The 24,877-nt window shown below is 65.7% G+C and carries 25 protein-coding genes; 24 read left to right on the forward strand and 1 reads right to left on the reverse strand.

Annotated features, from left to right (window positions below):
- The first annotated feature begins 90 nt into the window (after positions 1-90).
- From mraZ to LQT98_RS06825, 20 genes are all read left to right on the forward strand, one after another.
- Complete coding sequence (gene mraZ, locus LQT98_RS06730; RefSeq protein WP_043635472.1) at positions 91-537, forward strand: division/cell wall cluster transcriptional repressor MraZ; 447 nt, start codon at positions 91-93, stop codon at positions 535-537.
- Positions 534-1,496 (forward strand): 16S rRNA (cytosine(1402)-N(4))-methyltransferase RsmH, encoded by a 963-nt coding sequence (rsmH, locus tag LQT98_RS06735; RefSeq protein ID WP_231461611.1) that lies wholly within the window; start codon positions 534-536, stop codon positions 1,494-1,496. The genes mraZ and rsmH overlap by 4 nt, the downstream gene beginning before the upstream one ends.
- Entirely contained in the window at positions 1,493-1,765 is a 273-nt protein-coding gene (ftsL, locus tag LQT98_RS06740) for a cell division protein FtsL (RefSeq protein ID WP_048408359.1), read from the forward strand. The genes rsmH and ftsL overlap by 4 nt, the downstream gene beginning before the upstream one ends.
- Positions 1,765-3,513 carry a peptidoglycan D,D-transpeptidase FtsI family protein gene (locus LQT98_RS06745; protein ID WP_048408358.1) on the forward strand — a complete coding sequence of 583 codons (1,749 nt, stop codon included), beginning with the start codon at positions 1,765-1,767 and terminating at the stop codon, positions 3,511-3,513. Before ftsL ends, LQT98_RS06745 begins: the two co-directional genes overlap by 1 nt.
- A 7-nt stretch (positions 3,514-3,520) precedes the next feature.
- Positions 3,521-5,002: a UDP-N-acetylmuramoyl-L-alanyl-D-glutamate--2,6-diaminopimelate ligase gene (locus tag LQT98_RS06750; protein ID WP_231461612.1), complete on the forward strand. Its 1,482-nt coding sequence runs from the start codon at positions 3,521-3,523 to the stop codon at positions 5,000-5,002.
- Complete coding sequence (locus tag LQT98_RS06755) at positions 4,999-6,360, forward strand: UDP-N-acetylmuramoyl-tripeptide--D-alanyl-D-alanine ligase (protein ID WP_231461613.1); 1,362 nt, start codon at positions 4,999-5,001, stop codon at positions 6,358-6,360. Before LQT98_RS06750 ends, LQT98_RS06755 begins: the two co-directional genes overlap by 4 nt.
- A 1-nt stretch (position 6,361) precedes the next feature.
- Positions 6,362-7,447 (forward strand): phospho-N-acetylmuramoyl-pentapeptide-transferase, encoded by a 1,086-nt coding sequence (gene mraY / locus LQT98_RS06760; protein ID WP_048408355.1) that lies wholly within the window; start codon positions 6,362-6,364, stop codon positions 7,445-7,447.
- 8 nt (positions 7,448-7,455) lie between these two features.
- Positions 7,456-8,835 carry a UDP-N-acetylmuramoyl-L-alanine--D-glutamate ligase gene (gene murD, locus LQT98_RS06765; RefSeq protein WP_231461614.1) on the forward strand — a complete coding sequence of 460 codons (1,380 nt, stop codon included), beginning with the start codon at positions 7,456-7,458 and terminating at the stop codon, positions 8,833-8,835.
- A complete protein-coding gene (ftsW, locus tag LQT98_RS06770; protein ID WP_048408353.1) occupies positions 8,832-9,989 on the forward strand; it encodes a putative lipid II flippase FtsW in 1,158 nt (385 codons plus the stop codon). Before murD ends, ftsW begins: the two co-directional genes overlap by 4 nt.
- 5 nt (positions 9,990-9,994) lie before the next feature.
- Positions 9,995-11,077, forward strand: a complete 1,083-nt coding sequence (gene murG / locus LQT98_RS06775; protein WP_231461615.1) for an undecaprenyldiphospho-muramoylpentapeptide beta-N-acetylglucosaminyltransferase — start codon at positions 9,995-9,997, stop codon at positions 11,075-11,077.
- A 37-nt stretch (positions 11,078-11,114) separates the two neighbouring features.
- Positions 11,115-12,506, forward strand: a complete 1,392-nt coding sequence (gene murC, locus LQT98_RS06780) for a UDP-N-acetylmuramate--L-alanine ligase (protein WP_231461616.1) — start codon at positions 11,115-11,117, stop codon at positions 12,504-12,506.
- Positions 12,507-12,529: 23 nt separating this feature from the next.
- A complete protein-coding gene (locus LQT98_RS06785) occupies positions 12,530-13,441 on the forward strand; it encodes a D-alanine--D-alanine ligase (protein ID WP_048408433.1) in 912 nt (303 codons plus the stop codon).
- Complete coding sequence (locus LQT98_RS06790; protein WP_231461617.1) at positions 13,431-14,156, forward strand: cell division protein FtsQ/DivIB; 726 nt, start codon at positions 13,431-13,433, stop codon at positions 14,154-14,156. Before LQT98_RS06785 ends, LQT98_RS06790 begins: the two co-directional genes overlap by 11 nt.
- Positions 14,157-14,175: 19 nt before the next feature.
- On the forward strand, positions 14,176-15,414 hold the full coding sequence (ftsA, locus tag LQT98_RS06795) for a cell division protein FtsA (protein WP_039755402.1): 1,239 nt from the start codon (positions 14,176-14,178) through the stop codon (positions 15,412-15,414).
- A gap of 90 nt (positions 15,415-15,504) precedes the next feature.
- Positions 15,505-16,695, forward strand: coding sequence for a cell division protein FtsZ (gene ftsZ, locus LQT98_RS06800; RefSeq protein ID WP_048408349.1), 1,191 nt, complete (start codon positions 15,505-15,507; stop codon positions 16,693-16,695).
- 111 nt (positions 16,696-16,806) lie between these two features.
- Positions 16,807-17,718: a UDP-3-O-acyl-N-acetylglucosamine deacetylase gene (gene lpxC / locus LQT98_RS06805; RefSeq protein WP_231461624.1), complete on the forward strand. Its 912-nt coding sequence runs from the start codon at positions 16,807-16,809 to the stop codon at positions 17,716-17,718.
- Between the two features lie 2 nt (positions 17,719-17,720).
- The gene (locus LQT98_RS06810; protein WP_048408348.1) at positions 17,721-17,903 is read left to right on the forward strand and encodes a hypothetical protein; all 183 of its coding nucleotides are present in this window, start codon (positions 17,721-17,723) and stop codon (positions 17,901-17,903) included.
- Positions 17,904-17,926: 23 nt separating this feature from the next.
- Positions 17,927-18,406, forward strand: a complete 480-nt coding sequence (moaC, locus tag LQT98_RS06815; protein WP_231461618.1) for a cyclic pyranopterin monophosphate synthase MoaC — start codon at positions 17,927-17,929, stop codon at positions 18,404-18,406.
- 75 nt (positions 18,407-18,481) lie between these two features.
- Positions 18,482-18,712 carry a type II toxin-antitoxin system RelB family antitoxin gene (gene relB, locus LQT98_RS06820; protein ID WP_048408346.1) on the forward strand — a complete coding sequence of 77 codons (231 nt, stop codon included), beginning with the start codon at positions 18,482-18,484 and terminating at the stop codon, positions 18,710-18,712.
- A complete protein-coding gene (locus tag LQT98_RS06825) occupies positions 18,713-18,997 on the forward strand; it encodes a type II toxin-antitoxin system RelE/ParE family toxin (RefSeq protein WP_048408345.1) in 285 nt (94 codons plus the stop codon).
- A 21-nt stretch (positions 18,998-19,018) separates the two neighbouring features.
- Here the strand turns inward: LQT98_RS06825 and panS are convergent, their stop codons facing one another.
- On the reverse strand, positions 19,019-19,972 hold the full coding sequence (gene panS / locus LQT98_RS06830; protein WP_048408344.1) for a ketopantoate/pantoate/pantothenate transporter PanS: 954 nt from the start codon (positions 19,970-19,972) through the stop codon (positions 19,019-19,021).
- A 169-nt stretch (positions 19,973-20,141) separates the two neighbouring features.
- Here panS and dsdA point away from each other — a divergent pair, with 169 nt between their 5' ends.
- The 4 genes from dsdA to LQT98_RS06850 form a co-directional block, all read left to right on the forward strand.
- Positions 20,142-21,500, forward strand: coding sequence for a D-serine ammonia-lyase (dsdA, locus tag LQT98_RS06835; RefSeq protein ID WP_231461619.1), 1,359 nt, complete (start codon positions 20,142-20,144; stop codon positions 21,498-21,500).
- A 14-nt stretch (positions 21,501-21,514) separates the two neighbouring features.
- The gene (gene dsdC / locus LQT98_RS06840) at positions 21,515-22,441 is read left to right on the forward strand and encodes a DNA-binding transcriptional regulator DsdC (RefSeq protein WP_231461620.1); all 927 of its coding nucleotides are present in this window, start codon (positions 21,515-21,517) and stop codon (positions 22,439-22,441) included.
- 101 nt (positions 22,442-22,542) lie between these two features.
- Positions 22,543-23,244: a glutathione S-transferase family protein gene (locus tag LQT98_RS06845; protein WP_231461621.1), complete on the forward strand. Its 702-nt coding sequence runs from the start codon at positions 22,543-22,545 to the stop codon at positions 23,242-23,244.
- A 49-nt stretch (positions 23,245-23,293) separates the two neighbouring features.
- Positions 23,294-24,877 (forward strand): M13 family metallopeptidase (locus LQT98_RS06850; RefSeq protein WP_231461622.1); only part of this gene is annotated, 1,584 nt, incomplete at its 3' end.

Raw genomic sequence — 24,877 nt, forward strand, 5'->3', positions numbered from 1 at the left:
GCGGAAAGTGGGGCGAAGTGGGTGAAAGTGGGGCATTTGCCCCAGGGGGCGACGGCCCCTTAGGTTTATTCGGTCAGCGGGCTCGAAATCATGATTGGTGGCGTCAGCATCTTGTCTCTCGATAGCAAGGGGCGTTTGGCTATTCCGGCCAAACACCGCGAGACACTGCTGTCCGCTTTCGGGCACAAACTGATCGTCACCCTCGAGTCCCAAGACCACTTGCTGATCTACCCCGAACCCAACTGGCGTCCGGTCGAAGCCCGCCTGCTAGCCCTTCCCACCGGCAACCCCACTCTGAAACGTTACCAGCGCCTCGTGCTCGGCCACGCGGAAACGCTGGAAATGGACAGTGCCGGACGCATTCTGCTGCCCGCGCGCCTGCGCGATCTCACCGGACTCGACAAGGACGTCGCGCTGGTGGGCATGGGCAACCGCTTCGAGCTGTGGAATGCCGAGGAATGGGACAGTCAGACCGCTGACGCCCTGGCCATCGATCAAACCGATCTGGCCCAACACCTTGGAGACTTTACGCTGTGAGCACCACCCCCTTCGTGCACCTGACGGTGCTCTTGACCGAGGCGGTCGACGCGCTTGCCATCCGGCCGGATGGCACCTATGTCGATTGCACTTTCGGTCGAGGTGGCCACAGCCGCTTGATCCTGTCGCGACTGGGGCCGCAAGGCCGTCTGGTCGCTTTCGACAAGGATCCCGAAGCCATTGCCGTGGCCACGCGGCTGGCGGAGGAAGACCCGCGTTTTCAAATCGTGCACAACGGTTTCGAAACGCTGGGACAGGAATTGGACCGCCTGGGCATTCCCCAGGTGGACGGCGTGTTGATGGATCTGGGCGTGTCATCGCCGCAGATCGACGACGGGCGGCGCGGTTTCAGCTTCCGCTTCGACGCGCCCTTGGACATGCGTATGGATACCACCCGCGGCATCACCGCGGCCGAATGGTTGGCGACGGCAGACGAGGCCGATATCAGAGAGGTCATCAAGACTTATGGTGAAGAGCGGTTTGCTCGCAAGATCGCAGCAGCCATTGTTGCGCAAAGGGCTGACGCCCCCCTCCAGACCACGCGTGAGCTCGCCTTGCTCGTTGGGCAAAACGTCCGTACTCGGGAACCGGGTCAGGACCCCGCAACGCGTACCTTCCAAGCGATCCGGATCTTTGTGAACCGCGAGCTGGACGAACTCAAGGCGGTGCTGCCGCAGGCGGCGCGCCGTCTGGCGGAAAACGGCCGCCTGGCGGTGATCAGCTTTCACTCGCTGGAAGACCGCATCGTCAAGCAATACCTGCGCGACGCCAGCAGCGAGGAAAAGCTGCCGGCCTGGGCGATGGTGCGCGCCGCCGACATGGCGCAGCCGCCGCTGTCCACCGTGGGCAAGCCGGTGCGCGCCAGCGATGAGGAAGTGCGCGCCAACGCGCGCTCCCGCAGCGCCATCATGCGCGTGGCCGAGCGCACCGCCGCGCCGTGGCGGGAGATCGACGCATGAACAAGCTCAACGCGATACTGCTGGTCATCGTGGTGTTGTCCGCCTGGTCGGTGGTCACCTCGACCCACGTGTCGCGCAAGCTCTACAGCGATTTGCAGAAGGAGCGCAAATCCGCCCAGCAGCTGGAGATCGAGTTCGGCCAGCTGCAACTGGAGCAGAGCACCTGGGGCGCGCACGCGGTGATTGAGAAAGCCGCGTCCAGCCGCCTCGACATGCATACCCCGGATCCGCGTCAGATCCAGGTGATTTCGCCTGGGAAGGGGATGTGATGCGCACTTACTCCCCGCGCCACCAGCAACGCATCCCGGACGCCAGCCCCGCGCTGCGCATGAAGCCGGGCCGCGTGCGTTTCGTATTGCTGATGCTGGCGCTATTGTTCCTGGCCTTGATCGGCCGCGCGGTCTACCTGCAAGTGGTGCAACAGGATTTCCTGCAAAACCAGGGCGAGGCGCGTTTCCGCCGCGCGTTGACACTGGAAGCCAACCGTGGCGTGATCACCGACCGCAATGGCGAGCCGCTGGCGATCAGCTCGCCGGTGCAGACCATCTGGGCCAGCCCGGCGGACATGGAGCCGGTGCAGCCGGCCAAGCTGCGCGAGCTGGCGGCGTTGTTGGACCTGTCGCCGGAAGAACTGTCGGCCAAGCTGTCCGACCGCAAGAAGGAATTCGTCTATGTCAAACGCCAGATCAGCCCGGAGCTGGCGGACAAGGTGATGGCGCTGGGCGTGCCCGGCATCGCCAAGCAGCAGGAATTCCGCCGCTTCTACCCGGCCGGGGAAATCGTGTCCCACATCATCGGTTTCACCGGAGTGGACGGCAAGGGGCAGGAAGGGGTGGAACTGGCACGCGAGAAGATGCTGGCCGGCAAGGATGGCCGCCGCGTGGTGCTGAAGGACCGCCGCGGCCACATCATCGAAGACGTCGCCGCCATCGAGCCGCCGCGCGACGGCCAGAAGCTGGCGCTGGCGGTGGATCACCGCATCCAGTACCTGGCCTATCGCGAACTGAAGGCCGCGGTGGAGTTGAACAAGGCCAAGGCCGGCAGCGTGGTGGTGCTGGACGCGCACACCGGCGAATTGCTGGCGCTGGCCAATTACCCCTCGTTCAATCCGAATAACCGCAGCGGCGTGACGCCGGAAATGATGCGCAACCGCGGTGTGATCGATCTGTTCGAGCCGGGCTCGACGATGAAGCCGCTGTCGATCTCGCTGGCGCTGGAAAACGGCAAGGCCGGCCTCAACACGGTGCTGGACACCCACACTTACATGATAGGCCCGGCCACCATCCGCGACGTGGCGCCGCGCCCCAGCCTGGACATCCTCGGCATCATCCAGAAATCGTCCAACGTCGGCACCAGCAAGCTGGCGCTGATGAGCTCGCCGGAACAGTCGTGGAAGCATTACGACGCGCTGGGCTTCGGCCGCGCGCCGGAAACCGGCTTCCCCGGCGAAGCCGGCGGCCGGCTGCGCGACTGGCACAACTGGCGGCCCATCGAGCAGGCGACGATGTCCTTCGGCTACGGCATCTCGGTCAGCCTGATCCAGATGGCGCGCGCCTATACCGTGTTCGCCAACGATGGCGTGATGCTGCCGATCTCGCTGTACAAGACCGCCACGCCGATGCCGGGCAAGCGCGTGCTGGCGGAAAAGACCGCGCACGAAATGCGCGATTTGCTGATCGCCAACAGCCAGCCGGGCGGCGGCGCCGTCGGTGGCCGCATCATCGGCTACAGCATAGGCGGCAAGAGCGGCACCGCGCGCAAGCTGGAAGGCCGCACCTATGTGGCCAACAAGCACCGCGCGCTGTTCATGGGCTTCGCGCCGGGCAAATCGCCGCGCGTGATCGTGTCGGTGATGATAGACGAGCCCTCCGCGGGCAAATATTACGGCGGCGCGGTGGCTGCGCCAGTGTTCTCGCAGATCGCCGGTGGCGCGCTGCGAGTATTGAACGTGCAGCCGGACGAACCCTCCAACAACACTTTATTGCCGGAATCCACCCCGGTGCCGGTGGATTTTTGATCAGATCATGAAAAGCCGTTTGACCCCATTGCCGGACTGGAATCCGGACGACATCAAACAACTGGGACTGCCCATCAAGCGGGTGGAGACCGACAGCCGCCGCGTGCTGCCCGGCGACGTGTTCCTGGCGTGCCCCGGCCTGCATTCCGACGGCCGCGACTACATCCAGGCCGCGCTGGCGAAAGGCGCGGCCGCGGTGTTGTGGGACGACGCCGACGGCTTCGCCTGGAATCCGCTGTGGCAGGCGCCCAATCTGGCGGTGCCGAATCTGCGCGAGCGCATCGGCATGCTGGCGGCCGAGGTCTACGGCCATCCCAGCCGCGCGCTGCGCGTGATCGGCATCACCGGCACCAATGGCAAGACCTCGATTTCTCACTGGCTGGCGCAGGCCTTCTCGCTGCTGGGCCAGAAGGCGGCGCTGATCGGCACCGTCGGCAACGGCTTTTACGGCGAACTGACCGAAACCACCCACACCACGCCGGACCCGGTGACGGTGCAGCAGAAGCTGGCCGAATACCGCCGCCAGGGCGCGCACGTGGTGACCATGGAAGTGTCCAGCCACAGCCTGGACCAGGGCCGCGTCAACGGCGTGGACTTCGCCACCGCGGTGCTGACCAATCTGACGCGCGATCACCTGGACTACCACGGCTCGATGGAAGCCTACGGCGAATCCAAGAAGAAGCTGTTCTTCTGGGAAGGCCTGCAGCACGCGGTGATCAATGCCGACGATGCCTTCGGCCGCCAACTGGCCGCCGAAATCGACCCGGCTCAGACTCAGGTGGTGACTTACGGCCTGGAGCAGGGCGATGTGCGCCCGCTGGCGCTGGCCGCCACGCTGGACGGCCTGCAACTGACGGTGACCACGCCCTGGGGCGTTACCGATGTGCGCACCGGCCTGGTGGGCCGCTTCAACGCCGCCAATCTGCTGGCCTGTCTGGCCACGCTGTGCGTCAACGGCGTCAGCCTGCGCGACGCCGCCGCGGTGATGGCGCGCATCCAGCCGGCGCGCGGCCGCATGCAGAGCGTGGGCGGCGCGCATGAGCCGCTGGTGGTGATCGACTACGCCCACACGCCGGACGCGCTGGAAAAAGCCTTGTCCACGCTGGCCGAGATCCGTCCGGAAGGCGGCCGCCTGTTCTGCGTGTTCGGCTGCGGCGGCGACCGCGATCCGGGCAAGCGCCCGATGATGGGCGCCATCGCCGAGAAAATCGCCGACGTGGCGGTGCTGACCAGCGACAACCCGCGCACCGAAGACCCGCAAGCCATTCTGCGCGACGTGCTCGCCGGCATGGACGCCGCGCGCATCCATGTCGAGGCGGACCGCGAAGCCGCCATCCACTGGGCGGTGAGCCAGGCGCGCGCCGGCGACGTGGTGCTGGTGGCCGGCAAGGGGCATGAGGAATACCAGGACATCGCCGGCGTCAAGCGGCCGTTCTCCGACTTCCGCGTGGCGGAAGAGGCGCTGACCGCCTGGGGAGAACGCGCATGATGACGCTGCTGCAGGCCGCCGAACTGGCCCAGGGCGCTTTGAGCGGCCCGGACGGCGACATCCTGCGCGTGGTGACCGACAGCCGCGAGGCCGGTCCCGGCGATCTGTTCGTCGCGCTGAAGGGCGAACGTTTCGACGCCCACGATTTCGTCGCCGAGGTGACGGCCAAGGGCGCGGCCGCGCTGGTGCGCGCGGATTTCGAGCTGTCCGGCGCCAGCCTGATCCGTGTGGACGACACCCGCCTGGCGCTGGGCCGGCTGGCCTCCGGCTGGGCGCAGCGTCTGCCGGCGCTGCGCATCGGCGTCACCGGCTCCAACGGCAAGACCACGGTCAAGGAAATGCTGGCCGCCATTCTGCGCCAATATGCGGGCGCGGACGCGGTGCTGGCCACCGCCGGCAACTTCAACAACGACATCGGCCTGCCGCTGACCCTGCTGCGGCTGACGCCGGCGCATCGCTACGCGGTGCTGGAGATGGGCATGAACCATCACGGCGAGCTCAGCTATCTGACCGGCCTGGCCCGGCCGCGCATCGCCTTGGTCAATAACGCGATGCGCGCCCACTTCGGCTACTTCGGCTCCACCGAGGAAGTGGCGCGCGCCAAGGCGGAAATCTTCGAAGGCCTGGACGCCGACGGCGTGGCGGTGCTCAACGCCGACGACGCCAATCTGGCGCTGTTCCGCCGCACGGCGGACGGCCATCGCCAGATCGCCTTCGGCCTGGGCGCCGAAGCCGTGGTCCGCGCCGCCGACATCGAGCTGGACGCCTTGAGCAGCCGCTTCACGCTGCGCTGCGCCAACGGCGAACAGCGTATCGAATTGCCGGCGCCGGGCGAGCACAATGTGCGCAATGCGCTGGCCGCCGCCAGCCTGGCCTTGGCCGCCGACGTGCCGCTGGCCGACATCGCCGCCGGTCTGGCCGCCTTTGGCGGCGCCAAGGGCCGTTTGCAGCTCAAGCAAAGCCCGCGCGGCCTGAGCGTGATCGACGACAGCTACAACGCCAACCCGGATTCGATGAAGGCCGGGATCGACGTGCTGACGCGCCTGCCGGCGCCGCGCTGCTTCGTGATGGGCGATATCGGCGAACTGGGCGATAGCGCCGACGCCTTGCACGCGGAAGTGGGCGAGTACGCGCGGGCGCGCGGCATCGACCTGTTGCTGACCTTGGGCGAGGTTTCGCGTCACGCCGCCGCCGCCTGCGGCGCGCGCGGCAAACATTTTGATTCGATTGACGAGTTGTACGAGTTTCTCGACCGGCAGTTGCCGTCGGGTGCCTCCGTTCTGGTCAAGGGGTCGCGCTTCATGCGCATGGAACGGGTGGTGGAACACCTGATGCAACAATTTAGAGAGGAACAATAACGTGCTGCTCTGGCTGGCTGAACTGCTGGGCTCCCACATCCGGGCCTTCAATGTCTTCAACTACATCACGCTGCGCGCGGTGATGGCGGCGCTGACCGCGTTGGCGATCTCGCTGCTGCTGGGACCGTGGGTGATTCGCAAGCTGACCGAACTCAAGGTGGGCCAGGCGGTGCGTCAGGATGGGCCGCAGACCCATCTGGTCAAGGCCGGCACCCCGACCATGGGCGGCTCGCTGATCCTGCTGGCCATCGGTCTGACCACGCTGCTGTGGGCGGACCTGTCGAATAAATACGTGTGGCTGCTGTTGGCGGTGATGTTCGGCACCGGCGCGCTGGGCTTTTACGACGACTGGCGCAAGGTGGTGTACAAGGACCCGAAAGGCGTGTCCGCCAAGTTCAAGATGGCCTGGCAGTCCGCCATCGCCATCGGCGCCGGCGTGTTCCTGATCGCCACCGCCAAGCTGCCGGCGTCCACCGAGCTGATCGTGCCCTTCGTCAAGACCGTCGCCTACCCGCTGGGCGCGATCGGTTTCTGCGTGCTCACCTATTTCGTCATCGTCGGCACCTCCAACGCGGTGAACCTGACCGACGGCCTCGACGGCCTGGCGGCGCTGCCCACCGTGCTGGTGGCCGCCGGCCTGTCCATCTTTGCCTATGTCGCCGGCCACGCGGTGTTTTCCAAGTATCTGGGCCTGCCCTTTATCCCCGGCGCCCACGAGGTGGTGGTGTTCTGCGCGGCGATGTGCGGCGCCTGCCTGGGCTTCTTGTGGTTTAACGCCTATCCGGCCCAAGTGTTCATGGGCGACGTCGGCGCGCTGGCGCTGGGCGCGGCGCTGGGCACGGTGGCGGTGATCGTGCGTCAGGAAATCGTGCTCTTGATCATGGGCGGCCTGTTCGTGATGGAGGCGCTGTCGGTGATGATTCAGGTGGCTTCCTTCAAGCTCACCGGCAAGCGGGTGTTCCGCATGGCGCCGCTGCATCACCACTATGAATTGAAAGGCTGGAAGGAAACGCAAGTGGTGGTGCGTTTCTGGATCATCACCATGATGCTGGTGCTGGTCGGCCTGTCCACCATCAAGCTGCGTTGAGGAAGACTATGGACTACGCGAATCGTCACGTCGTGGTGGTGGGCTTGGGAGGCTCGGGCCTGGCGGCCGCGCGCTACCTGGCCGCGCACGGCGCGCGCGTGAGCGTGGCCGACGCCAAGCCGTCGGCCGAGCGCGTGGCCGAGCTGCGCGCCTTCCTGCCGCAGGCGGAAGTGCGCAGCGGCGACTTCAGCGCCCAGACCTTCGCCGACGCCGACCTGCTGGTGCTGAGCCCGGGCGTGCCGCTGAAGCATCCGGCCGTCGCCGCTTTCCGCCAAGCCGGCGGCGAGGTGATCGGCGATATCGAAGTGCTGGCGCGCGCGATCCGCGGCGATGGCAGCAAGGTGATCGCCATCACCGGCTCCAACGGCAAGAGCACCGTCACCAGCCTGGTCGGCCATTTGTGCGCCGCCGCCGGCCTGGACGCGGTGGTGGCCGGCAATATCGGCCTAGCGGTGCTGGAAGCGCAGCTGGAGCGCGAGCAAAGCGGCAAGCGCCCGGACGTATGGGTGTTGGAGCTGTCCAGTTTTCAACTGGAATCCACATTCACGCTGGAGGCTGATGCCGCCACGGTGCTGAATATTTCCGAGGACCACCTGGACCGCTACGACGATCTGCTGGACTACGCCCACACCAAGACCCGGGTGTTCCACGGCGCCGGCGCCCAGGTGCTGAACCGCGACGACGCGCTGGTGCGCGCGATGGTCCGGCCCGGCCGCGCGGTCCGGTGGTTCTCGCTGACACAGGATGCCGCATACGCGTTGCGGCAGGATGACGGCCGCTACTGGCTGAGCCTGGACGGCGAGCGGGCTTTCGATTGCGCCGAGATGAGCTTGCAGGGTCTGCACAACGCTGCCAACGCGCTGGCCGCGCTGGCCTTGTGCGAAGCCGTCGGCGCGCCGCGCGCCGCGCTGTTGAATGGGCTGAAAACTTTCCGTGGCCTGGAACATCGCGTCGAGCTGGTAGACGAAATCGGCTCGGTTGCGTTTATCGATGATTCCAAGGGCACCAATGTCGGCGCCACCGAGGCGGCGCTGAACGGCATGACGCGTCCGGTGGTGTTGATCGCCGGCGGCGACGGCAAGGGCCAGGACTTCGCGCCGCTGGCGCCGGCCTGCCGCCGCATCGCCCGCGCCGTGCTGTTGATCGGCCGCGACGCCGGCAAGATCCGCGCCGCGCTGTCCGCCACCGGCTTGCCCTTGCACGACTGCGCGACGCTGGAAGAAGCCACCCGCCGCGCGGCGGAGCTGGCGCAGCCGGGCGACGTGGTGTTGCTGTCGCCGGCTTGCGCCAGCCTGGACATGTTCCGCAACTACGCGCACCGCGCCCAGGTGTTCATCGACACCGTGGCCGAGTGGAAGGCGCGGCAAGCGGAGGCGACGCGGCCATGATCGTGCACGGAGCCCGGCGCTACGCCGCCATCAAGCCGTTCGACGAAGCGCTGTCCTGGGCGCTGGCCCTGCTGCTGTCGATCAGCCTGGTGATGGTGTATTCGGCGTCCATCGCCTATGCCGAGGCCGACGCGGCCACGCACAACCGTTACTTCTACCTGATTCGTCACCTGATCTTCATGACGATAGGGCTGAGCGCGGCCTATATCGCCTTCCAGATCCCGACGGCGTTCTGGCAGAAGTATTCGGGCAAGATTTTCCTGATTGGCCTGGTGCTGCTGGTGCTGGTGTTGGTGCCCGGCATCGGCAAGATGGTCAACGGCTCGCGGCGCTGGATCAATCTGTTCGTGCTGAACCTGCAGCCGTCGGAAGTGATGAAGTTCGCCACCGTGCTGTACGCGGCGGATTACACCGTGCGCAAGAGCCATTTGCTGCACAGCCTGAAGGAAGGCTTCGCGCCGATGTTCGCCGCCATGGTGGTGGTGGCCTTTTTGCTGCTGCGTGAGCCGGACTTCGGCGCGCTGATGGTGGTGATGAGCATCGCGATGGGCGTGCTCTTCCTCGGCGGCATCAATATGCGCATCTTCAGCGGGCTGGCGGTGATGGCGGTGGGCGCCATCGTGGTGCTGATCATCTCCTCGCCGTATCGCTTGAAGCGGGTGCTGGGTTTCATGGACCCGTGGGACGACCCGTACGGCAAGGGCTACCAGCTGTCTCACTCCTTGATCGCCATCGGGCGCGGCGAGTGGTTCGGCGTCGGCCTGGGCGGCAGCATAGAGAAATTGTTTTACCTGCCGGAGGCGCACACCGACTTCATCATGGCGGTGATTTCGGAGGAGTTCGGCTTCATCGGCATCTGCGTGGTGATAGGCCTGTACGCCTGGATCGTGCGCCGCGCCTTTCACATCGGCGTGGAATCGAAAAAGCTGGAGCGCTACTACCAATCGCTGGTGGCGCAGGGCCTGGGTATCTGGCTCGGCATCCAGGTGTTTTTCAACATCGGGGTGAATATGGGTCTGCTGCCGACCAAGGGTTTGACCTTGCCGCTGATGTCATTCGGCGGCTCGGCGATGTTGATGAATTTGATCGCGGTGGCGGTGCTGCTGCGAGTTGATTATGAAAATCGCCGCATCATGCGCGGCTACAAGGTTTGATGAAGATGGCGAATCGCACGGTCATGGTGATGGCGGCTGGCACGGGTGGACACATCGTCCCCGGTCTCGCCGTGGCCAAGGAATTGCAAAGCCGGGGCTGGAAGGTGGTGTGGCTGGGCACTCGCTGCGGCATGGAGAACAAGCTGGTGCCGCCAACCGGCATTCCGCTGGAGCGGCTGAACTTCCACGGCGTGCGCGGCAAGGGCTTGCTGGGCTCGCTCAAGGGCGCGCTGCAGCTGGTCGGCGCTTTCTTCAGCAGCGCGGCGCAGATTTTCCGCCATCGCCCGGACGTGGTGCTGGGCATGGGCGGTTATGTTTGCCTGCCCGGCGGCGTGATGGCGGGCCTGCTGTGGAAGCCGCTGGTCCTGGTCAACGCCGATGCCGGTCTGTTGTTGAGCAATAAGGCCTTGCTGCCCTTCGCCAAGAAACTGGCCTGCGGTTTCGACGGCGACGCGGCGCGCAACGGCAAGGCGCTGGTCACCGGCAATCCGGTGCGCGGCGAGATCGAGAGCATCGCCGCGCCGGCGGAGCGCTTTGCCGGCCGCAGCGGTCCGCTGAAGGTCTTGGTGGTGGGCGGCAGCCTGGGCGCCAAGGCATTGAACGAAACGCTGCCGCAGGCGATGGCCAAGTTGCCGGCCGACAAGCGGCCGCGACTGACGCATCAGACCGGCGAGGCGAATTTCGCCGCGGTCGAGGCCGCGTACCAGGCCGCGGGCCTGCGGGAGCAGGTTGAACTGCTGCCCTTCGTCGACGATATGCCGCAGCGCCTGGCCGAATGCGACCTGGTGATCTGCCGCGCCGGCGCGATCACGGTCAGCGAATTGTGCGCGGCCGGCGTGCCCAGCGTGCTGGTGCCGCTGGTGGTGTCCACCACCGGCCATCAGCGCGACAACGCCGAGTGGATGGCGCAGGCCGGCGCGGCCTGGCATCTGCCGCAGAAGGAATTGAACGCCGACGGGCTCGCGAGCCTGTTGGCGGGTTTGGATAGAGACCAGTTGCTGGACAAGGCCGAACGCGCGCGCGCGCTGGCTCGTTCCGGCGCGGCCGGCCGGGTGGCCGACCTGTGCCAGCAGCTGGCCAGGGAATGACAGGGCGTCATACGAGCGCTCAAGCAGAGACACAGACATGAAACACAGGGTCAAACACATACATTTCGTCGGCATCGGCGGCGTCGGCATGTGCGGCATCGCCGAGGTGCTGCACGGCCTGGGCTTTACCGTGTCCGGTTCCGACATGGCGGAAAGCGCCACCAGCAAGCGGCTGATCGATCAGGGCATCCGTGTGTTCTACGGCCACGACGCCACCTATATGCACGGCGCCGACGTGGTGGTGACCTCCACCGCGGTCAAGGCCGACAACCCGGAAGTGCTGGAAGCGCGCGCCAACAAGATCCCGGTGATTCCGCGCGCGATGATGCTGGCGGAACTGATGCGCTTCAAGCAGGGCATCGCCATCGCCGGCACCCACGGCAAGACCACCACCACCAGCCTGACCGCCTCGGTGCTGGGCGCGGCCGGCCTGGATCCCACCTTCGTCATCGGCGGCAAGCTGACCGCGGCCGGCACCAATGCGCGCCTGGGCTCTGGCGAGTTCCTGGTGGCCGAGGCCGATGAGTCGGACGCCTCCTTCCTGCATCTGACTCCGGTGATGGCGGTGGTGACCAATATCGACGCCGATCACATGGACACCTATGACCACAGCTTCGACAAGCTCAAGCAGGCCTTCGTCGACTTCCTGCAGCGGCTGCCGTTCTACGGCCGCGCGGTGCTGTGCGTGGATGACCCCAATGTGCGCGAGATCCGCGGCCGCATCACCAAGCCGGTGACCACCTACGGCCTGGACGACTCCGCCGACATCTACGCCGAGAACGTGCGCGCCGCCGCCGGCCAGATGCATTTCGACGTGGTGGTGAAGAACGGCAAGGAAGTGCGCTTCCCGGTGGTGTTGAACATGCCGGGCCGCCACAACGTGCTCAACGCGCTGTCCGCCATCGCCATCGGCCTGGAGTGCGGCGCCAGCGTGGAAGCGATCCAGCAAGGCCTGGCCGAGTTCGCCGGCGTCGGCCGCCGCTTCCAGCGTTACGGCGAAGTGCCGGCCAAGGACGGCGGCAGCTTCACCCTGGTGGACGATTACGGCCATCACCCGGTGGAAATGGCCGCCACGCTGGCCGCGGTGCGCGGCGCCTTCCCGGACAAGCGCCTGGTGCTGGCCTTCCAGCCGCACCGCTATACCCGCACCCGGGACCTGTTCGAGGACTTCGTCAAAGTGCTGTCCGGCGTGGACGCGCTGCTGCTGTCCGAAGTCTATGCCGCCGGTGAAGCGCCCATCGTCGCCGCCGACGGCCGCGCCTTGGCGCGCGCGGTGCGGGTTTTGGGCAAGGTGGAGCCGGTGTTCGTCGAGGACATCGCCGAGATGCAGCAGACCATTTTCGATCAGGCTCGCGACGGCGACGTGGTGGTGACCATGGGCGCGGGCTCCATCGGCGCGGTGCCGGCCAAAGTGGCGGCGGGCGCGTGATGATGAATGACAAGGACAAGGCAATGAAGCAGTACGGCAAGGTGGCGGTGATGATGGGCGGCAGTTCCTCCGAGCGCGAAGTGTCGCTGATGAGCGGCGCCGGCGTGCTCGCGGCCCTGCAGTCCCGCGGCGTGAACGCCCATAAGTTCGATCCGTCGGAACAGCCGCTGAGCGCGTTGAAGGAAGAAGGTTTCGACCGCGTGTTCAACATCCTGCACGGCCCCTTCGGCGAAGACGGCACCTTGCAGGGGGTGCTGGAAAGCATGGGCCTGCCGTATACCGGCTGCGGCGTGATGGCGTCGGCGATCTGCATGGACAAATGGCGCACCAAGCTGCTGTGGCAGGGCGCTGGCCTGCCTATCCCTGAGTTCGAGCTGCTGGACGAACACAGCGATTTCGCCGCGGTGGAGGCCAAGCTGGGCTTGCCCATCTTCGTCAAGCCGGCCACCGAGGGTTCCAGCATAGGGGTGACCAAGGTCAAGCAGCCGGGCGCACTGAAGGCGGCGTTCGAGGAAGCGCGCAAATACGACAGCATCGTGATCGCCGAGCGTTTCATCGGCGGCGGCGAATACACCTGTGCGGTGATAGGCGACACGGCGTATCCGACCATCAAGATCGAGCCGGCGACCGAGTTCTACGACTACGACGCCAAGTATTTCCGCGACGACACCGTTTACCGCTGCCCGTCCGGACTGAGCGAAGACATTGAGCGGCGCGCGCGCGAACTGTCGCTGGCCGCATTCCGCGTGCTGGGCGGCCGCGGCTGGGGCCGAGTGGATTTCCTGATGGACGAGGCCGGCGGCATTTACCTGCTGGAAGCCAACACCAATCCGGGCATGACCAGCCACAGCCTGGTGCCGATGGCGGCGCGGGCGATGGGCATCAGTTACGAGGACTTGTGCCTCAAGGTTCTGGATATGGTGCATGTGGGATAACCATCAGCTGCTTAGAGGCCTGGCCAACTTGATGCTGGCCGCCACCGCGCTGATGTTGCTGTACGCAGGAGGGTTCTGGTTGACGCACGCGCCGGTGTTTCCGGTGAAGAAGATCCAGATTCGCGGCGACATGAAACGCGTGACGCCGGAACAGCTGAAGTTCATTGCCGAGCACGAGTTGTCCGGCACCTTCTTCACGCTGGACATCGACAAGACGCGGGCGGCCTTCGGCAAATTGCCGTGGGTGCGGGATGCCCAGGTGCGGCGGCGCTGGCCGGACGCGCTGGACATCTCGGTGGAAGAGCATGTGGCGCTTGCGCGCTGGGGAGAGAACGGCCTGGTCAATACCCGAGGAGAGCGGTTCGACGCCGCCAGCGACCAGGACCTGCCGGTGTTTTACGGGCCGGCGGGGGCAGAGAAGGACATGAGCGAAATGCTGGGAGGGCTGCGCCAGGATCTGGCGCCGGCGAGTGTCAAGCCGGCGGCGCTGTGGCTGTCCAGCCGCCGCGCCTGGAAAGTGGGGCTGGACAACCAGGTGCAGCTGGAGCTGGGACGCAACGACGTGAGTCCGCGCGCCCGCCGCTTCGCCCAGTACTGGAAGAGCAAATTGGCGGCGCTGCCGTACTCCATTGAGTACGTTGATATGCGCTACCCGAATGGATTCGCCGTGCGGATGCCCGATTACAAGGCGCCGCCGGCCAAGGGAAACAAGTAATTAGCAGTTGGAGCGACAGGTGAGCAAACCAAAGGAAAGCAAGAACATGCTGGTTGGCCTCGACATCGGCACATCCAAGATTGTGGCGATCGTCGCAGAAGTCCTGGAGGACGGCCAACTCAATATCGTCGGCATGGGCCACACCCCGTCGCGCGGTTTGAAGCGCGGCATGGTGGTGAACATCGAATCCACGGTGCAGGCCATCCAGCGCGCGCTGGAAGAGGCGGAACTGATGGCCGACTGCAAGATTCACGAGGTGTTCGCCGGCATCGCCGGCAGTCACATCAAGAGCGTGAACTCGCACGGCATGGTGGCGATCAAGGATCGCGAAGTCACCAAGATGGATATCGACCGCGTGATTGAAACCGCGCGCGCGGTGACCATTCCGCCGGACCATCAGGTGCTGCACATCCTGACCCAGGAATACAGCATCGACGGCCAGGAAGGCGTGCGCGAGCCGCTAGGCATGAGCGGCGTGCGGCTGGAAGCCAAGGTGCACATCGTCACCGGCGCGGTGTCCGCCGCGCAGAACGTGACCAAGTGCGTGCGCCGCTGCGGCCTGGAAGTGTCCGACCTGGTGCTGCAGCCGATGGCTTCCGCCATCGCGGTGCTGTCGGAAGACGAAAAAGACCTGGGCGTTTGCCTGATCGACATCGGCGGCGGCACCACCGATATCGCGGTCTACGCCAATGGCGCGATCCGCCACACCGCGGTGATTCCGATCGCCGGCGACCAGATCACCAACGACATCGCCATGGCCTTGCGCACCCCGACCAAGGAAGCCGAGGACATCAAGATCCAGCACGCGGTGGCGCTGGTGGCGATGGCGGACCCTAGCCAGATGATAGAAGTGCCGGGCGTGGGCGAGCGCGGGCCGCGGCAGATGTCGCGCGCGACGCTGGCCGAAGTGGTGGAGCCACGGGTGGAAGAGCTGTTCCAGCTGGTGCAGCAGGAACTGCGCCGCAGCGGTTTCGAGGATTTGCTGTCCTCCGGCATCGTGCTCACCGGCGGCGCCAGCCTGATGCCGGGCATGGTGGAGTTGGCGGAAGAAGTGTTCCACATGCCGGTGCGCGTCGGCGTGCCCAAGTATGTGGGCGGCCTGGCGGAAGTGGTGAAGACCCCGCGCTTCTCCACCGGCGTCGGCCTGCTGTTGTACGGCAAGGACCAGATTCAAACGCATACCGGCCCCAAGGTGGAGTCGGCGGGTGTAGGCCAGATGTTCACGCGCATGAAGGCGTGGTTCGCTGGCAATTTCTAAGCGCTACGCGGCCGGCGCACATGCTGGCCACGATAGCGATCGGGCAGATGTATCTGAAGTAGGTAGCTCATCTTTATTGAGGAGAGGAAAATGAGCGGAATGGTCTTCGAAGTTATGCAAGAAACCGCCAATGTGGCGATCATCAAAGTCATCGGCGTTGGCGGCGGCGGTTGCAACGCCATCGACAATATGATTGAAGGCAATGTGCACGGCGTGGAATTCATCTGCGCCAACACCGACGCCCAATCGCTGCTGCGCAACAAGTCGCCGCAGAAACTGCAGCTGGGCAACAACCTGACCCGCGGCCTGGGCGCGGGTGCCAATCCGGAAGTGGGCCGCAGCGCGGCGCTGGAAGACCGCGAACGCATCGCCGAGATGCTGCGCGGCTCCAATATGGTGTTCGTCACCGCCGGCATGGGCGGCGGCACCGGCACCGGCGCGGCGCCCGTTGTCGCCGAAGTGGCCAAGGAAATGGGCATCCTGACCGTGGGCGTGGTCACCCGTCCGTTCGAGCACGAAGGCAAGCGCATGAAAGTGGCGCAGAACGGCATCGAGGATCTGAAAAAGCACGTCGATTCGCTGATCGTGATCCCCAATGAAAAACTGATGGAAGTGCTGGGCGACGACGTGACCATGCGCGAAGCCTTCCGCGCCGCCGACGACGTGCTCAAGGGCGCGGTGGCCGGCATCGCCGAAGTGATCACTTGCCCGGGCCTGATCAACGTCGACTTCGCCGACGTGCGCACCGTGATGAGCGAAATGGGCCTGGCGATGATGGGTTCCGCCTACGCCTCCGGCATCGACCGCGCTCGCGTGGCCGCCGAGCAGGCCGTGGCCAGCCCGTTACTGGACAACATCACGCTGGAAGGCGCGCGCGGCGTGCTGGTCAACATCTCCACCGCGCCTGGCTGCCTGAAGATGAGCGAGTATCGCGAAATCATGGGCATCGTGCGCCAGTACGCGGATGAAGACGCGCAGATCAAGTTCGGCACCGCCGAAGTGGAAGACATGCCGGAAGACACCATCCGCGTGACCCTGATCGCCACCGGCCTGGGCCAGAAGAAGACCGCGCGCAATACCGAGGAGCGTCCGGAATACATCAAGATCGTCAAGACCGGCACCGACGACCGCGCGGTGGAAGTGGTCAGCTACGACGATTTCGACACCCCGGCCATCATGCGCCAGGGCCGTCGCCGCGCCGCGCCGTCCATGGACTTCTCCAACCCGGAAGTGAGCGAAAGCTATGACATCCCGGCCTTCCTGCGCAAGCAGGCGGACTGAGGCGGAGCCGCTATAGAAGAAAGCTATTTCGTACTGCAAATCAATCAATAAAGTGCGGTTTTTGACTGTGCTAGAATCGGGCATTCCCATTTGTTCGAGATGTCCGACATGATATTGCAGCGCACGCTGAAACAAGCGATAAGCGCCACGGGTGTGGGTTTGCACTCCGGCGAGCGGGTGAAGCTCACCCTGCTGCCGGCCGCGCCTGACACCGGGATCGTCTTTCGCCGCACCGACTTGCCCGAGCCGGTGGAGGTGAAGGTGGATCCATCGCTCGTCAACGACACGCGACTCTCCTCCACGCTGGTGACAGACACCGGCGTGCGTGTCGGCACGATCGAGCATTTGATGTCGGCCCTGGCGGGCTTTGGCATCGACAACCTCGTGATTGAGGTCACGGCGGCGGAGATCCCCATCATGGACGGATCCGCCGCCCCTTTCATTTACCTGCTGCAGACCGCGGGCGTGGTCGAGCAGAGCGCCAAGAAGCGCTTCATCCGCGTCACCCAGACGGTGGAGGTGGAAGAGCGCGGCGTGTGGGTGAAGCTGGAGCCGCACGAGGGCTTCAAGGTCACGTTGTCCATAGACTTCAACCATCCGGCCTTCAATCTGGCGCCGCAGACGGTGGCGGTGGATTTCGCGCGCCATTCCTATACCGACGAGATCAGCCGCGCGCGCACCTTCGGCTTCATGCACGAGGTGGAGTACATGCGCAACCACGGCCTGGGCCGCGGCGGCAGCCTGGACAACGCCATCGTCATCGACGACGAATACGTGCTGAATCCGGAAGGCCTGCGTTTCCCCGATGAATTCGTTCGTCACAAAATCCTGGACGCCATCGGCGACCTCTACATCATCGGCCACCCGTTGATCGCCGCCTTCTCCGGCCACAAATCCGGCCACGCGATGAACAACAAGCTGTTGCGCAAGCTGCTGGAGACGCCGGAGGCGTGGGAATACGTCAGCTACGACGACCCGCTGGACGCGCCGTCCAGCTTCCACCGGCTGCCGGAGGTGGCCTAGCGGTGTTTGGTTTCTGGCGCCTGTGGCTGCTCGTCACCATCCTGCTGCTGGGCTGGGCAGGCGTCTGTTATCTATTGACCCGCAATCCGCTCTACCTGCGCTACCTCGGCCGCATCGCCCGCTGGAGCGGCGGCCTGGTGGTGCTGGTCAGCGTCTTCTGGCTGATTTACCGGCTGCTGTCCTAGCAGGCCGGAGGAGTGATGAACCCATGTCCGAATTGACTCATTTCGACGCCGGCGGCCAGGCCCATATGGTCGACGTCGGCGCCAAGGCGCATAGCCGCCGCCGCGCGGTGGCCGAAGGCCGCATCCGCATGTTGCCCGCCACCTTCGCGCTGGTGAAGGATGGCGGCCATAAAAAAGGCGATGTGCTCGGCATCGCCCGCATCGCCGCGATCATGGCGTCCAAGAAGGCCGCGGACCTGATCCCGCTCTGCCACCCGATCGCGCTGACCCGCGTGGCGGTGGACTTCGAACTGCTGGAGGCCGATAGCGCCGTGCGCATCGAAGTCACCGCGGAATGTAGCGGCCAGACCGGGGTGGAAATGGAAGCGCTGACCGCCGCCAATGTCGGCCTGCTGACCATTTACGATATGTGCAAGGCGGTGGATCGCGGCATGGTCATCGAGGGCGTGCGGCTGCTGGAGAAAGAGGGCGGCAAGAGCGGGCATTGGCGGGTGGAAGGCTGACGGTCCACGCAGGGCGGCAAACAAGAGCCTTACCTTGTATGCTGTGTATACATTGTGGTTTCAGGAGGAGTTGCCATGAGTGTCATGTCCGTGAGAGTGGCCGATGATGTCGCCCAGCAACTCGAAGCTTTGGCGCATGCGACCGGTCGCAGCAAATCATTCCTGGTGACGCAAGCCATCGGCGATTATCTGGAGCGTGAGGCTTGGCAGGTGCAGGCTATTGAGGCGGGCTTGAAGGAAGCGGATGCCGGCGATTTCGCTTCCTCCGACGAAGTGAGCGCATTCTTCGCCAAGCATGGAGCATAAGTGCGGCTCGTCTGGCTGCGGAGCGCGCTGCAAAATCTCCAGCAAGAGGCAGAGTTCATCGCCGAGGAAAACCCCGCCGCGGCCGCCGCCCTGGTGAGGGCGGTCAGAGCCGCAACCAAGCATCTGGCGGATTTTCCCGAGACAGGCAGACCTGGACGCGTCCCTGGCACGCGCGAACTGGTGCTGGAAGGCTACCCCTACCTGATTCCCTATCGGGTCAAGGACGATCAGGTTCAAATTCTCCGCATATTCCATACCCGCCGTCGGCCGCCCAAACGTTGGTGAGTATTGGCGCTGGTTGGAAGTTTACGGCGTTTGCTCCGCGCCGGCCCGCGACGCTTGACGCCTACGTTCGGTTGGCTTGTCCCGCCAATAGCCGGCCAAGAGCGAGCCGGAAATATTGTGCCAGACCGAGAACAGCGCGCCGGGCAAGGCCGCCAGCGGGCTGAAGTAGGCCTTGCCCAACTGGGCGGCCAGGCCGGAGTTCTGCATGCCCACCTCGATCGCCAGCGTGCGGCACACCGATTCGTCGAAGCCCAGCAAGCGTCCTCCCCAATACCCGCCCAACAGGCCGATGGCGTTGTGCAGCATCACCGCCAGAATGGTCAGCCCGCCCACCGTGGCGATGTGGTTCTTGCTGCCGGCGACGATGGCGGCGATCAGCGCGACGATGGCCAGCATCGACAACAGCGGCAGCAGCGGCTCCAGCCGGCGGACCTGGGGCGCGAAGAAGCGATGGGCCAGCAGGCCCAGGCCTATCGGCAGGATGACGATCTGCAGAATGCTCAGCAGCATCGCCGCCACTTCCACCTTGATCGCCGCGTCCACGTACAGCCGGGTCAGCAGCGGCGTGGCCACCACGCCGACCAGCGTCGACAGCGAGGAAATGGTGACCGACAGCGCCACGTCGCCGCGCGATAGATAGATGATCACATTCGACGCGGTGCCGCTGGCGACGCTGCCCACCAGGATCATGCCGATGGCCAGCTGCGGCGGCATCTGGAACAGCCGCGCCAGCGCCCAGGCCGCCAGCGGCATCACCAGATAGTGCAGACCTAGTCCGGCCAGCACCGGCGCCGGCCGGCTCAGCACCCGCTTGAAATCGTCCAGCGTCAGCGTCAGCCCCATCGCGAACATGATTACCGCCAGCAGCAGCCCGGTATGCGGCAGCAGCGGGGTGAACGCCGCCGGCCGCTGGTAAGCGACGGCGGACAGCAGCAGTGCCCATAGCGGGAACAGGCGGGTGATTGTGGCGAGCACGGCGACTCCTGGCGGCGGATGATGCGCCCATCATAGGCGATGCGCCCCGGTGTCTGGCAAGTCCGCGCGCGCATGGCTGATCCAGCGTCAGCCGTCGGCTGCGCAATCGTCTTTTGCCAGCGACGGCGCGGCGCGGTTTAATCGGGTCTTCGATTCCATGGAGCGCGCGATGCAAGCGACGATTGCCGGCAAGACCGTGGCCGACTGGCAGGCCAGCCACCCCTTATTGACGCCCTTGATGGCCTTGCGGCCTTTGAGCTGGTTCAACCCCGCGCTGGCACCGGCGGCGGAAGCATTGGCCGACGTGGGCTTGAGCCGGGCCGATGTCGCGGACGCCGATGCGCGTTTGCGCCGTTTTGCGCCCTATCTGGCGCGGGTGTTTCCGGATGCGGCCGCCAGCGGCGGCATCATCGAATCGCCGCTGCTGCCGCTGCCGGCGATGCGCGCGGCCTTATGGGCCGAGGCCGGGTTGGCGGACGGCGGCGGCCTGTGGCTGAAGGCGGATAATCTGTTGCCGATTTCCGGCTCCATCAAGGCGCGCGGCGGCATTTACGAGGTATTGAAGCACGCGGAAAGCTTGGCGCTGAGTCATGGCCTGCTGCGGGAGGGGGACGACTACGCCGGGCTGGACAGCGCCGAGGCGCGGGCCTTCTTCGGCGGCTACCGGGTGGCGGTGGGCTCCACCGGCAACCTGGGCCTGTCCATTGGCATCATCAGCGCCAAGCTGGGCTTCCAGGCCAGCGTGCATATGTCGGCGGACGCGCGACAGTGGAAGAAGGACTTGCTGCGCTGCCATGGGGTCGAGGTGGTCGAGTATCCGTCCGATTACAGCGTGGCGGTGGCGGAAGGCCGCAAACAGGCGGCGTCCGATCCGCGCTGTCATTTCGTCGACGACGAGAATTCGGTCAATCTATTCCTTGGTTACGCGGTGGCGGCGGAGCGTCTGCGCGGCCAGTTGGTGGAGCAGGGCGTTCGGGTGGACGCGGAACACCCGCTGCTGGTGTATCTGCCCTGCGGCGTCGGCGGCGGGCCGGGCGGGGTTGCTTTCGGCCTCAAGCTGGCTTTCGGCGACGCGGTGCATTGCCTGTTCGCCGAGCCCACCCACGCGCCCTGCATGTTGTTGGGCGTTTACACCGGACTGCATGATGATGTGGCGGTGCAGGATTTCGGCATCGACAATCTGACCGCCGCCGACGGCCTGGCGGTGGGCCGTCCATCCGGCTTCGTCGGCCGCGCGATGCAGCGGCTGATAGACGGCTATTACACGGTGGACGATGCCGAGCTCTACCGCTTGCTGGCCTTGCTGGAGCGCGAGCAGGGTTTGCGGCTGGAGCCGTCGGCGCTGGCCGGCATGCCGGGGCCGCTGCGAGTGTTGAGCGAGACCCAGGGTTACCGTCAGCGGCTGGGCTTGAGCGCGGAGCGGCTGGCGCGCGCCAGCCATCTGGTGTGGGGCACCGGCGGCGGCATGGTGCCGCCGGCGGAAATGGACGCCTATCTGGCGGAAGGCCGGCGGCGGCTGACGGCGTGAACGATGCTGGCGATATGCTGAATCTTCCCCCGCGCGCCGGTATCCGCCTGGACGGCGCGCAATGGTCCAATCTGCACACCTTCGCGGCGGCGGCGCGGCATCTGAGCTTCGCCCGCGCCGCGGTAGAGCTGTGTCTGAGCGCCAGCGCGGTCAGCCATCGCATCGCCCGGCTGGAACGGGCGCTGGGCACCCGCCTGTTCCTGCGGTTGACCCGCAGCCTGCGGCTGAGCGAGGACGGCGCACGCATCTATCAGGCCTGGCTGGCCGGTCAAGCTCAGCTGGAGGCCGCGCTGAATCCGCAGGAGGAGGCCGAGCCGGCCGGTGCGGTGGCCTTGTACGCGCGGCCCTCGCTGGCGCAATGCTGGCTGGCGCCGCGGCTGGCGGACTTCGCCGCGCGCCATCCGCGCATCGCGCTGGATATCCGCAGCGGCAACGAGATGGTGGATTTTCGCAGCTGGAATATCGACTTGGCGCTGTATTACTCGGCCGGCGAGTTTCCCGGCCTGGACGCGCAGCGCCTGATGGATGAACAAGTAGCGCCGGTGTGTAGCCCGGAGTACGCGGACAGGCACGGCCTGCGCGACAACCCGGCGGCCCTGGCCGCATGCCTGCTCTTGCACGACGCCCAGGCCTGGGAGCGGGCGGCTCACGATGCCGAATGGCGGGAGTGGGCGCGGCGTCATTGCGTGGCGCTGCCGGCGCGGGGCATCAGCTTCGACCGCTCCGAGCTGTGCGCGCAGGCGGCCGCGCATCACGCCGGCGTGGCGCTGGGACGGCGGCGGCTGGTGCAAGCGTTGTTGGATCGCGGCGAACTGATGCTGCCGCTGGGGCCGTTTCAACCGTTGGGGCCGCAAGCTTATTACCTGGTGCGCCCGCCGCAGGCGCCATCGCCGCGGGTGCGCGCGGTGATGGACTGGCTGCGGGCTTGCGCGGCGGATTAGGCCGCCTTCCTTCCGCTTTTCTCGCCGGCCTCTCGCACGGGCTCCCGGCGGCATGCTAGTCTGCTCCAGTTCAATGTCATGAAGATTGCCGGAGGCGCTTGATGATCACCCTGTACCAGTTCGGCCCGGCCCTGGGCCTGATGGACCCCAGCCCCTTCGTGGTGAAGGCGGATTTGCTGTTGAAGCTGTCCGGCCTGCCTTACCGCCGAGAGCGCGGCGATATGCGCAAGGCGCCCAAGGGCAAGCTGCCCTGCATCGACGACGATGGCCAGATCGTGCCGGACTCCACGCTGATCCGCCTGCATCTGGCGGACAAGCACGGCATCACGCTGGACGCCGGTCTCAGCGAGGAGCAGAAGGCGCTGGCCTGGAGCGTGGATTGCATGCTGGGCGAGCATTTCTACTGGGGCATCGTGCATGAGCGTTGGATGGTGGACGCGTATTTCGAGCGCGGTCCCAGCGTGTTCTTCAAGGGCGTGCCGGCCTTGCTGCGCGGCTTGGTGACGAGGCTGGTGCGGCGCAAGGTGCGCGCCAATCTGCAGGGGCAGGGCATGGGCCGTTTCAGCGTGGCGGAGCGCCTGCGGCTGCTGGAGGCGGACGTGGCGGCGCTGTCAGCCTTGTTGGGCGAGCAGCGTTATTTCATGGGCGACACCGCCACCTGGATAGACGCCAGCGTCTACGCCTTCGTCAGCAGCGCGCTGACCGACGCGATGGGGGAAACCCCGTCGCGGGCGCTGATGCTGGCAAGGCCGAATCTGGTGGCCTATGCGCAAAGACTGAGGGCCGAGTTTTACAGTGGATAGGCTGGCTGGGCCCACAGCGCCGCGGTACGACAAAAACAAAGGGGAAAACATGAAGATGAGCAGACTGCTGCCCTTGGCGGCTTCATTGTGCGCGGCCGGCGCCTGGGCCGACGCCGCGCCGGATTATGGCCGCTACGGCATTGATTTGAACGGCATCGATCCGGCGGTGCGGGTGCAGGACAATCTGTCGCTGCACGCCAATGGCCGCTGGATCCAGAACACGGTGATTCCGGCCGAGCGCTCCTCGGCGGGCGTGGCGGAAACCTTGGTGGACCGCAATCTGGAACGGCTGCGCCAGTTGATCGAACAGGCCGGCCAGCGTACGGACGGCGGCGCGGAAGCGGGACAGATCTCCGCGCTATACCGTAGCTTCATGGACGAGGACGCCATTGCCCGGCGCGGGCTGGAGCCGCTGCGCGAATCGCTGCGGGCGGTGGCCGGCCTGGGCTCGGCGGCGGAGGCGGTGCGCTATATGGGCCGCTTGCAGGATCAGCCGGTGGACACGCCGTTCCGCTTCTACGTGAGCCAGGATTCCAAGAATTCCGCCGCCTACCTGGCCGGTGTCGGCCAGTCCGGCCTGGCGATGGACCAGGATTACTACCTGGGCAAGTCCGCCGACTTCGCCGCCGCGCGCCAAGCTTATCAGGCCTATCTGGAACGGCTGTTCACGCTGGCGGAACTGGACCAGCCGCAAAGCCGCGCCCGCGACGTGCTGGCCTTCGAGACCCGGTTGGCGAAAATCCAGTGGACCAATGTCGAGAACCGCGACATCCAGAAAACCTATAACAAGCTGAGCCGGGCCGAACTGGCGCGCCGGCAGCCCGGCTACGATTGGCCGGCCTTGCTGAGCGATGCCGGCCTGGGCGCGGCCGAGCACCTGAACCTGGACCAGCCCAGCTATCTGCTCAAGCTGGCGCCGCTATTGCGGGCCACGCCGGCGGCCACGCTGCGTAATTATCTGCTGGCGCGCACGTTGGACGCCTATGCGCCCAGTCTGACGCCGGCCTTTGTCGACGCCCATTTCGATTTCTACGGCAAGACCCTGGAAGGCCGCAAACAGAACCGGCCACGCTGGAAACGCGGCGTGGGCATGGTGGAAAACGGCCTGGGCGAGGCGCTGGGCAAGCTCTATGTGGCGCGCTACTTCACGCCGGAGGCCAAGCGCCAGGCCGACGAACTGGTGCGCAATCTGTTGCAGGCCTACGACCAGTCCATCGACACCCTGGACTGGATGAGCGCCGCCACCAAGCGCCAGGCTCATATCAAACTATCCAAGTACACGCTGAAAATAGGCTATCCGGACAAGTGGCGCGATTACAGCGGCCTGCAACTGTCGCCGGACGATCTGGCCGGCAATGTGCGGCGCATCGCAGTATTCAACTACCGCTATATGAGCGGCAAGCTGGGCCAGCCGGTGGATCGCAAGGAATGGAGCATGACGCCGCAGACGGTGAACGCCTATTACAACCCGGCCAATAACGAGATCGTGTTCCCGGCCGCGATTCTGCAAGCGCCGTATTTCGACCCCGGCTTTGATCCGGCGGTCAACTACGGCAGCATAGGCGCCACCATAGGCCACGAGATCAGCCATGGCTTCGACGATCAGGGCAGCCAGTTCGACGGCGACGGCAAT

Source organism: Chromobacterium aquaticum (genome assembly GCF_021129195.1).
Taxonomy (GTDB): domain Bacteria; phylum Pseudomonadota; class Gammaproteobacteria; order Burkholderiales; family Chromobacteriaceae; genus Chromobacterium; species Chromobacterium aquaticum.